The sequence below is a fragment of the Lichenicoccus sp. genome (assembly GCF_965276875.1).
Lineage (GTDB): Bacteria > Pseudomonadota > Alphaproteobacteria > Acetobacterales > Acetobacteraceae > Lichenicoccus.
In genome coordinates, this window is record NZ_OZ255701.1 from 1650037 (window position 1) to 1663209 (window position 13173).

Annotated in this window: 15 protein-coding genes and 1 other annotated feature; of the genes, 6 read left to right on the forward strand and 9 right to left on the reverse strand. The window is 65.0% G+C overall.

The annotated features are described in order from the left end of the window. Positions 1 to 21: 21 nt before the first annotated feature. Positions 22 to 1002 carry a tRNA (adenosine(37)-N6)-dimethylallyltransferase MiaA gene (gene miaA / locus ACQY4K_RS07965; RefSeq protein WP_428394979.1) on the reverse strand — a complete coding sequence of 327 codons (981 nt, stop codon included), beginning with the start codon at positions 1000 to 1002 and terminating at the stop codon, positions 22 to 24. 28 nt (positions 1003 to 1030) lie between these two features. Between miaA and serB the strand changes: the two genes are divergently transcribed. Then, the gene (serB, locus tag ACQY4K_RS07970) at positions 1031 to 1924 is read left to right on the forward strand and encodes a phosphoserine phosphatase SerB (protein ID WP_428394981.1); all 894 of its coding nucleotides are present in this window, start codon (positions 1031 to 1033) and stop codon (positions 1922 to 1924) included. Between the two features lie 555 nt (positions 1925 to 2479). Here the strand turns inward: serB and ACQY4K_RS07975 are convergent. Continuing rightward, a complete protein-coding gene (locus tag ACQY4K_RS07975; protein WP_428394983.1) occupies positions 2480 to 3211 on the reverse strand; it encodes an AraC family transcriptional regulator in 732 nt (243 codons plus the stop codon). 19 nt (positions 3212 to 3230) lie between these two features. Beyond that, positions 3231 to 3461 carry a hypothetical protein gene (locus ACQY4K_RS07980; protein WP_428394985.1) on the reverse strand — a complete coding sequence of 77 codons (231 nt, stop codon included), beginning with the start codon at positions 3459 to 3461 and terminating at the stop codon, positions 3231 to 3233. Positions 3462 to 3613: 152 nt separating this feature from the next. On the opposite strand from ACQY4K_RS07980, the gene ACQY4K_RS07985 reads away from it, so the two are divergent. The 3 genes from ACQY4K_RS07985 to ACQY4K_RS07995 all read left to right on the forward strand — a co-directional run bounded on the left by ACQY4K_RS07985 (position 3614) and on the right by ACQY4K_RS07995 (position 6104). After that, positions 3614 to 4204 (forward strand): GNAT family N-acetyltransferase, encoded by a 591-nt coding sequence (locus tag ACQY4K_RS07985; RefSeq protein ID WP_428394987.1) that lies wholly within the window; start codon positions 3614 to 3616, stop codon positions 4202 to 4204. Beyond that, entirely contained in the window at positions 4201 to 4665 is a 465-nt protein-coding gene (locus ACQY4K_RS07990) for a GNAT family N-acetyltransferase (protein ID WP_428394989.1), read from the forward strand. The genes ACQY4K_RS07985 and ACQY4K_RS07990 overlap by 4 nt, the downstream gene beginning before the upstream one ends. Before the next feature lie 236 nt (positions 4666 to 4901). Further along, positions 4902 to 6104 (forward strand): Fic family protein, encoded by a 1203-nt coding sequence (locus ACQY4K_RS07995; protein ID WP_428394991.1) that lies wholly within the window; start codon positions 4902 to 4904, stop codon positions 6102 to 6104. A gap of 97 nt (positions 6105 to 6201) precedes the next feature. Here the strand turns inward: ACQY4K_RS07995 and ACQY4K_RS08000 are convergent, their stop codons facing one another. The 4 genes from ACQY4K_RS08000 to ACQY4K_RS08015 form a co-directional block, all read right to left on the reverse strand. Next, positions 6202 to 6684, reverse strand: a complete 483-nt coding sequence (locus tag ACQY4K_RS08000; protein WP_428394993.1) for a GNAT family N-acetyltransferase — start codon at positions 6682 to 6684, stop codon at positions 6202 to 6204. A gap of 308 nt (positions 6685 to 6992) precedes the next feature. Beyond that, on the reverse strand, positions 6993 to 7385 hold the full coding sequence (locus ACQY4K_RS08005; protein ID WP_428394995.1) for a type II toxin-antitoxin system death-on-curing family toxin: 393 nt from the start codon (positions 7383 to 7385) through the stop codon (positions 6993 to 6995). Further along, positions 7382 to 7609 carry an AbrB/MazE/SpoVT family DNA-binding domain-containing protein gene (locus tag ACQY4K_RS08010; protein WP_428394997.1) on the reverse strand — a complete coding sequence of 76 codons (228 nt, stop codon included), beginning with the start codon at positions 7607 to 7609 and terminating at the stop codon, positions 7382 to 7384. Before ACQY4K_RS08010 ends, ACQY4K_RS08005 begins: the two co-directional genes overlap by 4 nt. A 13-nt stretch (positions 7610 to 7622) precedes the next feature. Then, positions 7623 to 8198, reverse strand: coding sequence for a nucleoside deaminase (locus tag ACQY4K_RS08015; RefSeq protein ID WP_428394999.1), 576 nt, complete (start codon positions 8196 to 8198; stop codon positions 7623 to 7625). 106 nt (positions 8199 to 8304) lie between these two features. Between ACQY4K_RS08015 and ACQY4K_RS08020 the strand changes: the two genes are divergently transcribed. Further along, complete coding sequence (locus ACQY4K_RS08020) at positions 8305 to 9774, forward strand: protein adenylyltransferase SelO (protein WP_428395001.1); 1470 nt, start codon at positions 8305 to 8307, stop codon at positions 9772 to 9774. Here ACQY4K_RS08020 and ACQY4K_RS08025 read toward each other — a convergent pair. Next, positions 9771 to 11249 carry a SulP family inorganic anion transporter gene (locus ACQY4K_RS08025; protein WP_428395003.1) on the reverse strand — a complete coding sequence of 493 codons (1479 nt, stop codon included), beginning with the start codon at positions 11247 to 11249 and terminating at the stop codon, positions 9771 to 9773. The two genes, ACQY4K_RS08020 and ACQY4K_RS08025, sit on opposite strands and share 4 nt — an antisense overlap. A 69-nt stretch (positions 11250 to 11318) precedes the next feature. Beyond that, positions 11319 to 11374: a sequence feature (sul1 is cis-regulatory element that is thought to sense ions involved in sulfur or methionine metabolism; They are found in Alphaproteobacteria), on the reverse strand. A gap of 42 nt (positions 11375 to 11416) precedes the next feature. After that, complete coding sequence (locus ACQY4K_RS08030; RefSeq protein ID WP_428395005.1) at positions 11417 to 12334, reverse strand: LysR family transcriptional regulator; 918 nt, start codon at positions 12332 to 12334, stop codon at positions 11417 to 11419. A gap of 101 nt (positions 12335 to 12435) precedes the next feature. On the opposite strand from ACQY4K_RS08030, the gene ACQY4K_RS08035 reads away from it, so the two are divergent. Next, positions 12436 to 13134: a pirin family protein gene (locus ACQY4K_RS08035; RefSeq protein ID WP_428395007.1), complete on the forward strand. Its 699-nt coding sequence runs from the start codon at positions 12436 to 12438 to the stop codon at positions 13132 to 13134. Positions 13135 to 13173: the final 39 nt, after the last annotated feature.

Below are 13173 nucleotides of genomic sequence, written 5' to 3' on the forward strand. Positions count from 1 at the left end.
CTACAGCGCGCAGAGCGGGCCTTATGGCGGAGGCTCGGGTGCCGCGTCAACGCACCTTCTAATAAACGATATGATTTTGGCCTCTCTGCTTTGCATTTCTTGCGTCATACCAGCTATGCGCGTCGTTATTATGTCCAGGCGATCGTCCGGCGCCAGTTGATGATGCGCAAACCACGTCGCCTGCCGCTTGCTATAGCGGTGCTGCGCCCTGACCGCCCGCGCGGCCGCCTCGGCCAAATCGGTTTCGCCGTGGAGATAAGCGGCCAGTTCCGGCACTCCATGCGCCCGCATCGCAGGCAAAGAGGGCGGCAGGCCGCGCGCCAGCAACGCCGCCACTTCCTCCACCGCTCCCTGACGCAGCATGCCCGCGAAACGCGCCTCGATCGCCGCGCGCAGCCCGTCCCGCTCCGGCGCCAGCAGCACCGCGGCAAACCGCGCCGGCGCCGGCGGCAGACGCGCCCCCTCGCGCCAATCGGCAAGACCACGCCCAGTTCCTTCAAGCACCTCCCACGCCCGTGCCAGCCGCTGGCTATCGGTCGGCCGAAGCAACAACGCCGTGCGCGGATCACGTGCCGCCAGCCGCGCATGCAGCGCCGCCGGCCCCACCTCGGCCAACAGGCCGCGCGCCGCCACCCGTGCCGCCTCCCCCGGATCCGGAATATCGGTCAGCCCATCCGTCAGCGCCGCGAAATACAGCCCGGTCCCGCCGCACAAGATCGGCAGCCGCCCGCCAGCCCAGGCAACACGCATCGCCGCCAGCGCCGCATCCCGCCACCAGGCAACCGACCCCGGCTCGCCAGCATCCCGCACGCCATAAAGCGCGTGCGGACACAACGCCTCCTCCTCCACCCCAGGCCGCGCCGTCAGGATACGCAGGTCGCGATACACCTGCATCGAGTCCGCGTTGATCACGACGCCGCCCAACGCCCGAGCAACCGCCAACGCCAGCGCCGACTTGCCGCTGGCCGTCGGCCCCGCCACGATCACCGCGTCTTGCCTCACGCCTCACTCCCTGCCACAGCCAGAGCCGATGGCGTATCCCCGCATTCTCACCCTGATCGCCGACCGCGCCAGCACCAGCCTGACCGCGGCGCAAATCCGGGCCGGCCGCGAGATGGTCGCGGGCGACACCCCGCGCATCCTCTCCGAAGGCGAAGCCGCGGACATCCCCTGCCCCGCACACGCCTTCAGCCAGCCCTCCATCGCCATTATCCGAGCCGCCTTCGCCGGCCACGCCATCGACGCGCTGCTCACACCCAGCCGCGGCCGACGCAAGGGCCTGCTGGTCGCCGACATGGACAGCACCATCGTCACCAGCGAAACCCTGGACGAACTCTCCCGCCACGCCGGCGTCGGCGAAAAAGTCAGCGCCATCACCGCCCGCAGCATGAACGGCGAAATCGACTTCGAGGCCGCCCTGCGCCAACGGGTCGCACTCCTCAAAGGCCTCAGCCTCGCCGCCCTCGACACCACCCTCAACGAGACCCGCCTCACCCCAGGTGCCCGCACCCTGGTCGCCACCATGCGCGCCCACAACGCCCGCTGCGCGCTCGTCTCCGGCGGCTTCACCTGGTTCACCAGCCGCATCGCAGCCCAATGCGGCTTCGACGAACACCACGCGAATACACTGGAACACACAACCGACGCGCTGACCGGCACCGTCGGCGAGCCGATCCTAGGCCGCACCGCCAAGCTCGCCCTCCTGCAATCCCTCGCCCAAGCCCGCGGCGTGCGCCTCGCCGCCACACTCGCGGTCGGCGACGGCGCCAACGACCTCGACATGCTCAAGGCTGCCGGCCTCGGCATCGCCTTTCACGCCAAACCCATCGTCCGCCAGGCCATCGAAACCCGCATCGACCACGCCGACCTGCGCGCCCTGCTGTTTGCCCAGGGCTATCCGGCCGCGGCGTTTGTCGATGATTGACGCGCCAGGCAAGCAAGGCCGGGGCGCTGCCCCGGACCTCGCCGGGGCCACTGGCCCCGAACCCCGACTCCAGGAGAGGCTATGCGGGTGGAGAACGTCACCGGCTCCTGGTGGCTCCCTGAGATAAGCAGCTATTGCGCCTGTGATATACAAGCGTTCCCACGGGACCCGTTGCCGCCTGCACCACGGCATCAAAGGATTACCCCGACACACGCCAGAGTTTAAGCTGCGTCAAGCCTCCAGAAGGACGGCCTGATGCATACAGGCACTCAAGGAGAAAAGCATGCTGCGAGGCTTTTTTTCGCTCGACGAGGAGCTCGGATTCGATCCGGGTGCCCACGGCGGCATACGCGGCGTTGAGTATGGAGACAGCACCGGTTGGAAGCTGAAGGTAAAATATTATCTGCCCGAGGGGCAGCCTGATACCGAGATTGTTTTCGACAAGATTATAAGCTTTCGAGTCCACGACGAGGCAGAAATAATTCACTACTGGATGGTTCGAGACGCTGAAGGTGCATCGAAAACGTCCTTGTTCTATCGCATAGAAGAGACTGACTACATGAATGAGATTGTAAGAAATGGAAGCAGTGGATTGTCAAACACGTGCAAACACCAGATATTCAACATACTCGTGGCCACGAGTAATATCTGCGTCGAAGTCATAGGTTGGGCGCTGCCCACGCTTGCCCGAGCGTCAAAGATGGCGGAGCGCCCGTAAGCGAGTTGGCAGTAGAGGGGGGAATCCCGAGCCTCCTCGCCGCTGGCCGGTAGCCAATCGCGATAGAGGTATAGAGCGGCACCCTCCAGATTGTCGGTGTTGCCGACGACGTGCAGCACGGCGCAACGGGCGCCGGGGATCGTACCTGCCTCGATCCGCTCCCCGTTTGCTTCGATCGGTCGGTCAATGCCGACGCAAAGGTCAAGGCGGTATTCGGCCGGCGGCGTAGCCTGTGAATCGGAGTGGAAGATATTGTAGGTGGGGCTGACCTTCGACGTCAGGCCGGTCGCCTTGCGCCACGCAATGAACTGCCGGATCGTGGCACCGACCGTCGCCGGATCGCCGCGGTGCTGCATGACCGCAACCGACGTCGGAGGCATGTCGCGGATCGTTATGTCATCCGTGGTAAAAGCCTTTTGCATCAGCTTGCTCCTGGCGGTGTCGAGAGGCCCAAAGGCCATCAGCCACGGCTCCCAGGCTGGAGATTCCCGGAACGCCGAAGGTAACTGCCCAAAACGCTGCCGAAAGGCGCGTGCAAAGGCGTCCGGCGCTTCGTAGCCAGCATCCATCGCCATCTCGGTGACGCTTTCAGATCCCCCTGTAGGCCAACCGGTAGGATGCGCGCTTCCTACGGGCGAGCTGGACATAACGATGCACGGACAGCCCGAACATGGCCGTGAACTGCCGCTGGAAATGGTATCTCGAGAAGGCCGCGATGCCGCTCAGTACAGTCAGGTCCAGATCGCTGTCGAGATGCCGGTCCATGTGATCCAGCACCCGCTGCATTCGGGCATGATAGTTGCGCAACGCCTCCATCATCGTCGTGTCCGCAGTGGCGAATCCAGGGTGGCGCTTGCTGGCATGACGCGCTCGACCGATCCTGCGGTTTGACATGAAGCGAAGATGGCTATGCCAAGCAGGCACGAAGCGTCAAAGTCTGTTCGCACCCCTGTTTCCGGCTTGGATACACAGTGAGAATTGAACCTGTAACCCTCTGTGGTCGCCATGTGGCGCTCGTGCCGTTGTCACCGGAGCACCATGACGGGCTCGTGGCAGCGGCCAGCGATGGGGAGCTGTGGCGCCTATGGTATACCAGCGTCGCCACGCCAGACGGAATGCGGGCTGATATCGAGCGGCGGCTGGCCCTGCAAGACCAGGGCAGCATGCTGCCGTTCACCGTGCTGGACAATCCGCACGGCCGCATCGTCGGCATGACAACCTACATGAACATCGACCAAGCCGGGCCACGGCTCGAGATCGGCTCGACCTGGTATGCGCGCGCAACGCAGCGGACCGGCCTGAACACCGAAGCCAAGCTGCTGCTGCTTGCGCACGCCTTCGACCACCTGGGCTGCCTCGCGGTCGAGTTCCGCACCCACGTCCTCAATCACCAAAGCCGTCGCGCCATCGAACGGCTCGGCGCCAGGCTCGACGGCATCCTGCGCTGCCATCAGCGCGCCCGGAACGGCACAATCCGCGATAGTTGCGTCTACAGCATTACCACCGGTGAGTGGCCGGCAGTGCGCGCGCATCTCACCTGGCAACTGGAGAAGCCAAGGTGAGCGCGCCCGGCATGGGTGCCATCCGGCTTGCCGTTGCGGACGACCTGGCTGCTATCGCATTGCTCGTCGAGAGCGCCTACGCCAAATATGTCCCGCTGATTGGTCGCAGGCCGGCGCCAATGCAGGACGACTATGCCGCTTTGATCAGCGCAGAGACGATTCATGTTCTCGAAATCGACGGCGGCGTGGAGGGTGTCGTCGTATTGATACCGGAACGGGACGCAATGCTGCTCGATAACGTGGCTGTAGCCCCTGCCCGGCAAGGTCTCGGCCTTGGCAGATTCATGATCGCCTTTGCCGAACGAAACGCAATCGACGTCGGGTATCGATCAGTCAGGCTGTATACCAACGAGGCGATGACGGAGAACATCGCGCTCTACTTGCGGCTCGGCTATGTGGAGACCCACCGGAAAGAAGAGCACGGACTGCGGCGGGTCTATCTGGCGAAGCAACTCGGCTGAAGCGGGCGCTTTGCTTGTCCCCCGTCACGCCAGCGTAGCGACCCGCTTGCACCCTACACGTGAAGCTGTGGCTGGCGGCAAGGCTTGGCGTAACCTCCGGGGCGGCGGCGTTTCCAGCGGCCAGGACACCGCCGTCAAACGGTCCGTAGGTCACAAGCAGGCTGAAAGACGGCACTTGCTTTTCAAGCTTAACAGGCAAAGCGTGAAAAGTACCTCGTTGCTTTTCAAGGTTCCTGATGCGCGCTGCCGACCTTTCGCCCGATCGCCGCAAGCGCCTCGCCCCGGTCCCGGGCCGGGAGCATGTCAAGGCACTCGTCCCACCGCCATGCCCGCGGACACTCGATGCAGCGCCCGTCATGGCGGCCCTGATCGCGGCCGAGAAGGCAATCGCGGGCACCGCCGCGGTCGCAAGGCTATTGCCGCATCCTGACCTGATCACCCGCAGCCTGGAGCGACGCGAGGCGGTGCTCAGTAGCCAGATCGAGGGCACTCGCACCGACCTGACCCAGCTCCTGGAATACGAGGCGACGGGCTCGGACGAAGGACTCCCCGAGGATGCCCAGGTGACATTGGGGTATGTCCGTGCGCTCGATCATGGCTTGCGGGCTGTCCGGCGCGAGGGTGGGCCGCGGCATCTGACGCTCGACCTGATACGGCAATTGCACCGTGTGCTGATGTCCGACGCCGATTACCGGCACCTTGAGGGACCGGGCGAATGGCGACGCGTGCAGAACTGGATTGGCGCCCGACGGATCGAGGACGCAACGCTGGTCCCGCCGCCGGTCTCTCATCTGGAGGTCTGCCTGCTCGATCTGGAGGATTTCTTGCAGATCGATTGCGGCCATCCGGCAGTGTTGGCTCTACCGTTGCGTATGGCGGTAGCGCATGTGCAGTTCGAAGCCATCCACCCGTTCAGCGACGGCAATGGCCGTGTCGGCCGCCTGCTGCCGCCACTGATGATGGCGGCCGAGGGCCTGCCGCCACTCTACCTCGCGGGTTACCTGAAGGCGCATCAGCGCGAGTACTACGACAGCCTGGCCGGCGTGCAACTCCAGGGGCGGTGGACGGATTGGCTGGGCTTCTTTCTGGACGGGATCGTCGCGGCCGCGGCGACGGAGCAGGAGACGGCGCAAAGCCTGCTCGCCATCCGCAGGAACTGGCAGGGACGCACCGCACACCTCCGGGCAGATGCTACAGCCCGGCGGCTGCTGGACGTGTTGCTGGGCGCTCCGGTCCAGACCGTCGCCTCCGCACGCGCGGCGCTCGGCCTTTCGGCCCAGGCTGCAAACACCGGCATCGCGGCTTTGCTGGAGGTCGGCATCTTGCGTGAGGCCACCGGCCGCCGATGGGGACGCAGCTTCCGAGCCTGCGAGGTGCTGGCCGTGCTGCAAGGTTTGGCGGACGGTGCGGATACAAGAGAAAGCGGGGCCGCAAGGTGACATGCGGCTGGAGAGCGAACGCGCACATGCCATCCTTCAATGCGCCGTGGCTCCGTTTTCAACAGTTCACGGCGGTCCAAATGTACGTCGTCTTGAGTCAGCAAGGGCGCCTCATCTCCATCAAAACGGTCTCGATCTCAATGCCAGATGGTTGAACAAATGAGCTGTTGGAGATCTTTTTGAACCCATACTTCCCGTAAAACGGCTCTGCGTTGAGTGTCGCTTCGATTTTGATAATCTCGTGACCTTTCGATAGGGCCTGCTCCATTGCAAACCTGAGCAGCCTATCTCCTATACCTCTTCCTGTCGCCCAAGGAGCAACAAACAGTCTATCAATGTGCCCCGGCCAGCACTCCGTAAAACCCAGTAGTCGCTCTGCTGCCGTAGCTACCCAGATCCTACCGTGGCTCAAATGCTCGACGTACTCCCTGGCGTGCCGCCCCTCGAACCATCGTTTAATCTGCTCTCGGGAATACGCCGTAGCACAAAGGTCTTTTACTGAATCAACATGGATTTGGAACAGACCCTCTGCGTCATGCTCTGTTCCCGGTCGAATTGTAGTCGAAATGTTTGCGTCCATCGTTCCGCTCTTTGCCGCAGAAACGTGTCATAGCATCGTGCCCGCAGTAAGAATCTGCATTGGTTTGAAAGCAACCGCAAGCACGTGCTCAACACAGTACAGAATGGCTCAGTCATCCTAGCCCAGCGCCGCTGCCTTCTATGCCGATGACCTATGCATTGAGGAACAGGATATCGCCATCAGGATGTGTGGGTGAAGAATTTGCTAAGTATACATGTGCGCCACACAGGGATGGCTCCGCCCTTTCCGTTCGCCGCCCTTCCATCCATGCGCCTCGTCGACTGGCACTGTCGTCTGAAAACGTTGGGTCAGGCTCGCCGAAGCTGTCGCAGCCACAACGCAAAGCCCGTTTCATCGATGTTCCCGTTCGCCAGTCGGACCATCTGCTCGACAGCGTCGCGTGCCATGACGTTGATTTCCAAACCGTTGACCTTTAAGAACAGCACGCAGCTGCTCCAGGCAGTGCGTTTATTGCCATCGTTGAAGGGGTGATTGCTGGCAAGCCCATAGGCGTAGGCAGCGGCAAGATCGAACAGATCCAGATCGTCCGGAGCAGCATAGGCAAGCTTGTTGAGCGGGCGGCCGAGAGCGCTGTGCAGCAGGTCTTCGCTCTTGATTCCTTGAATGCCACCATACTCCCGGAGAGCCTGGTCATGCAGAAACAGCACGACGTCAGGTTCCAGGAACTCCGGCTCGATCAACGCTTGGCAAGCTCCTGCAGGGTATCAGCCTGCTCATGGAGCACCTCACGCGCCAGCTCCATCTGGCGTTCGAGCACCAGGTTACGTTTCACCAGCTTGATGCCGTCTGCCAGCTCCACCAGGGTCAGGTCCTGTCCGACCTCCAGACCCATGCGGATCCGCGTCTCAGCGGGGAAAATGACCCCCACCGAGTTACCCTGCCGTCGCACTGTCAATGTTGTCATGATAGCACCATGGTTATGAGGACGTCGTATTACATACTGTAATACGGTAACACAGCCTTCTGATCAAGCAAGTTGTCACACCGCCGCACCCGCGCCACGCACGCGTTCCATAGGGCACACGGTCGGTTTTCGCCTGATATTGCCTCCAGACCTCGATCGCCTCCGCCTGCATGAACTGGCGGGACGGGATCAAGCGCTGGGCGGCCGGCCTCGCCAGTTCCTGGTAGATCATGCTGTCGTCGAAATTGCCGTATTGCAGCGCGTCGGCGATCGTCGAGGCGTAGACGACCGCCTCAATCCCGGCCCAGTAGCAGGCCGCCATGCACATCGGGCAGGGTTCGCCGCTGGCATACAGGGTGGCCGCGCGCAGCTTGAAGCCGCCCTGCGCACGACAGGCGTTGCGGATCGCCGCCATCTCGGCGTGCCAGGTCGGATCGTTCTCGGCGACGACCCGGTTGGCGCCCTCGCCCAGGATCGCGCCGCCCTGGACGATCACGCAGCCGAAGGCACCCCCGGCGCTTTCGACGAGCGCGGTTTGCGCCGCGAGTTCGATCGCGCGTGTCATGAAGCGTGTGGCGTCGTCGGTCATGGCGTGTTCCTGGTGGTGCAGCCGAGGACCATAGACCATCGACAATAAGAGTTGGGCGCGGCGGCGAGGAAGACCCATGTTCGCGCTACGGACGGGAGATGCAGCGATGCTCGACGAGCTGGCCTTCGACAACAGCTATGCCAGGCTGCCGGAAAGCTTCTATGCGCGGCTGCCGCCGACGCCGGTGGCGGCACCCAGGCTGCTGCGCCTGAATGCGGCCCTCGCGCGCACGCTGGGGCTCGATCCGGACGCGCTGGCGGCCCCTGAGGGAGTTGCCATGCTGGCTGGCAACCTTGTGCCGGCGCGGGCCGAGCCGCTGGCGATGGCCTATGCCGGCCACCAGTTCGGCAACTGGGTGCCGCGGCTCGGCGACGGACGCGCGCTGCTGCTCGGCGAACTGGTGGGCGTGGACGGCATCCGCCGCGACCTGCAGCTCAAGGGCGCCGGACGCACGCCTTTTTCGCGCGCCGGCGACGGCCGCGCCGCGGTCGGGCCGGCCCTGCGCGAGTATATCGTCAGCGAGGCGATGGCAGCGCTCGGTGTCCCGACGGCCCGCGCGCTCGCGGTGGTGGCGACCGGGGAGGCAGTCCTGCGCGAGACGAGGCAGCATGGGGCCGTGCTCGCCCGTGTCGCGCGCAGCCACGTGCGCATCGGCACCTTTCAGTATTTCCGTGGCACGGGTGACGTGGACGGCCTGCGCGCGCTCGCCGACTATGTTATCGCACGGCACTATCCCGAGGCCAGCTCCTACCGGGCGCTGCTGGACGCGGTGATCGCGGCCACGGCACGGCTTGTCGCCGCCTGGCAGATGGTCGGCTTCATCCACGGCGTAATGAATACCGACAACATGTCCATCGCCGGCGAGACCATCGATTACGGCCCCTGCGCCTTCATGGACAGCTACGACCCGGCGACGGTGTACAGCTCCATCGACCGCGGCGGCCGCTACGCCTACGGCAACCAGCCGGCGATCGCGCATTGGAACCTGACTCGCCTCGCCGAAGCCATCCTACCGCTGCTCGGCGAGACCCCGGACGCGGCGCTGGCGGAAGCACGTGCGGCACTCGACGCCTTCGCACCCGCGTTCGGGGCCGCCTGGCTCGCCGGCATGCGGCGCAAGCTCGGCCTTGAGATCGAGGCGCCCGGTGATGTGGATCTCGTGCAATCGTTGCTGGCTCTGATGGCAGGGAATGCCGCCGACTTCACACTGACCTTTCGGCGGCTGGCCGATGCCGCCGCGTTTGGCGCGGAACAGGACGAGCCGGTGCGGGCACTGTTCATCGACCCGACTGCGTTCGATGCCTGGGCGGTGCAGTGGCGCGCGCGGCTGGGCGAGGAGGGCGGCCGGAGCGAGGCGCGCGCGCAGGCAATGCGGGCGGTCAATCCGGCCTTCATCGCGCGCAACCACCGGGTACAGGCGGCCTTGGCGGCGGTGGAGAACGGGTTCGATTTGGCGCCGCTGGAGGAACTGCTCGGCGTGTTGGCCAGGCCCTACGAGGATCAGCCCGGCATGGAGGCCTACGCCGCGCCGCCGCGGCCCGAGGAGGTGGTGCGGGCCACGTTCTGCGGGACCTAAGGCACGGGGAGTGCCGCATTTTCCTTGTCGTGCAGGGCGAAGCGCTCGACCATCGTCGCACTGGCGTCGTTCAAGCCGATGACGTCCACCTGCGACACGTGGCGGCGCGCCTTCATCACCACGCGGTCGAGTGCTGCGATGGCCGAGATATCCCAGAAATGCGCGTCCGAGACGTCGATCACCAGCCGATGGAGGGTTTCCGTGAGGTCGATCGACTCCGTGAACGTCGCGGCCGAGGCGAAGAACACCTGGCCCGACACGCTATAGGTCCGGGTGCCGCCGTCCGGTGAGAGCGACGAGGTGATCCGGCTCAGATGTGACACCTTGCCGGCGAAGAAGACGCCGGACAGCAGCACGCCCACCAGGACCCCCATGGACAGATTGGAAGTCGCCACCACGGTGCCCACCGTCGCCAGCATCACCACCGAGGATTGCCACGGATTGGTGCGCAGCCGTTTCAGCGAGCCCCAGGAGAAGGTGTTGATCGAGACCATGATCATCACCGCGGTCAACGCCGCCACCGGAACGATCGCGAGCAGGCGCTGGAAGATCACCAGCAGCGCCAGCAGGCAGGCGCCTGCGACCAGGGTCGAGAGCCGGCCGCGGCCACCCGACGAGACGTTGATCACCGACTGCCCGATCATCGCGCAACCGCCCATGCCGCCGAACAAGGCGGAGGCCATGTTGGCGACGCCCTGGCCGGCGCACTCGCGGTTCTTGCCGCTGGGCGTATCGGTCATGTCGTCGACGATCTGCGCGGTCAGCAACGACTCCAGCAGCCCGACCGCGGCCAGGGTCAAAGCAACCGGGGCGATGATCCCCAACATGCCGAAGGTCAACGGCACGTGCGGCAGGCCAAAGCTCGGCAATGTCGACGGCAATTGCCCAAGGCTCGCTATGGTGCGGACATGCAGGCCAAACGCTGCGGTGATGCCGGTCAGCACCGCGATCGCCACCAGCGGCGAGGGAAACGCGCGGGTCAGATACGGAAAGCCATAAATGATCGCCAGACCGAGCGCGATCAGCCCGTAGGTGATCGGCGGCACCCCGGTCAGTTGCGGGCGCTGTGCGAGGAAGATCAGGATGGCAAGCGCATTGACGAAGCCGGTGAGCACGGACTGCGACACGAACCGCATCAGCCGCCCCAGCCTGAACGCGCCTGCGAGGATCTGGAACACGCCCATAAGGATTGTCGCCGCAAACAGATATTGCACGCCGTGATCGCGCACCAGCCCGCCCATCAGCACCGCGGTCGAGGCGGTGGCGGCGGAAATCATCGCCGGCCGTCCGCCGGCAAAGGCGATGACGCAGGCAATCACCACGGAGGCGTAGAGGCCGACCTTCGGATCGACTCCGGCCACCACCGAGAAGCCGATCGCCTCCGGGATCAGCGCCAGCGCCACGACAAGACCCGAGAGGAATTCGACGCGAGGGCTGAACCGCCACTCGCGGAGATAGGACGCGCTTATGTTCATGGGTCTGTGGGTCCGCGAGTGACGCACGAACGGCCGCCTGAAGCGGACGGGATAGCGTTCGTGTCAGTGCGTTGTCCGGCGGATCGGCGGCCGGAAGAGCCACCCGGAATTGCACCGGGTCCGAGAGAGTGAAGGCAAGATGACATAGTTGATGCCGCAATGCACGATCAACCGATCGACCAGGGCGCCGCGTTCGCGCCAAACCGCCCGGCGAGAAAGTCGAGCAGCACCGCAACCCGCGGCGGCCGCGGACCGCCGGCTGGCGTCACCAGGTGGATCGCGGTTGCGACCGGGCGCCACTCTGGCATGACCGGCACCAGCCGTCCCGCGGCGACGGACTCCCAGACCAGGAAGTCCGGCAGCAATCCGATCCCCAGGCCCGCTTCCAGCGCGAAGCACAACGCGTCACCGTTGGTCGCACTCAGCGGCCCGCGGGCGACGACGGACGCCTCCTGTCCGGCCGCATCGAGAAAGCGCCAGCTTCGGCCGGAGGCGAGATAGCTGTAGGTGAGGCAGGGATGATCTCGCAGATCGCTCGGCCGGCGCGGCATTGCGCGGGACGCCACATAGGCCGGGGCGGCCAGCAGCAATCCCCTGACCGGACAGAGACGACGTGCCACCAGGCTGGAGTCCTCCAGCTCGGCGATCCGCAGGGCGACATCGATGCCGCCGGCGACGATATCGACGACCCGGTCGTCGAGCTGCAGGTCGATCGAAATCTCCGGGTAGGCCTGCATGAACGCCGGCAAGGCCGGGGCGACATGCCGCAGGCCGAACGACATCGGCGCCGCCAGCCGCACCCGGCCGCGGGGTGCCGCGGAGGTCGCCTGCGCCTGTGCCTCGACCGCCTCGCCCTCTTCGAGCATGAGCGCCGCGCGCACCGCCAGCAGCCGACCGGTTTCAGTCAAGGAGAGGCGGCGCGCGCTACGATGCAGTAGCCGCTCGCCGGTGCGCAGCTCCAGGCGCTTGATCGCCTTCGACACGGTGGCCGTCGAAAGCCCCAGTTCCGCCGCCGCCCCCGCGAACGAGCCAGTGGCGGCGATCCTGGCGAAGATCGCCCAGGCTTCAAGGTCTGGCAGCTTCATGACGGACCCCAAAACGGAAATCATGCATTGCCATCATTTCCCTGTTAAGTGGTCAGGTCGAGCGCCATGTTTGCTCCAAACCTGTGATCGGAGAGCGTGCGATGATCGAACTCAGACCTTTTGGCGAACTCGGCGGCGCGGATCACGGCTGGCTCAAGGCCAGGCATCATTTCTCGTTCGCGGGCTACCATGACCGCGGCCGCATGGGCTGGGGCGCGCTGCGCGTCTGGAACGACGACGAGATCGCCGCCGGTTCGGGTTTTCCGACACACCCGCATGCCGATATGGAAATCATCACCTATGTCCGCGAGGGTGCGATCACCCACCAGGATTCGAGGGGCAACGAAGGCCGCACCGAAGCCGGCGACGTGCAGGTGATGTCGGCGGGCGCCGGCGTGCGGCATTCCGAGTATAATCTCGAGGACAGCACGACCAGGCTGTTCCAGATCTGGATCGTACCGGGAACCCGTGGCGGCGCACCATCTTGGGGCGCGCGTCCATTTCCGCGCGGCGACCGCTCGGGCAAGTTTGTGGCCCTTGCCAGCGGCTTTGCCGAGGACAAGGATGCATTGCCGATCCGCGCCGAGGCGCGGGTGCTGGCAGCGACGCTTAACGCCGGCGAGCGCGCCAGCCTGACGCTCGCACCGTCACGCCACGCCTATCTGGTCGCCTCCAGCGGCACGGTGGACGTGCTCGGGGTTAGGATCGGACCACGCGACGGCGCCGCCATCACCGATGTCACGAACCTGGAGATCGTCTGCGTCGAGGACGCCGAACTGGTGCTTGTCGACGCAGCCTAGACCGCGTGCCATGGTCGCGGCCCAGGAGAGGCCGCGACG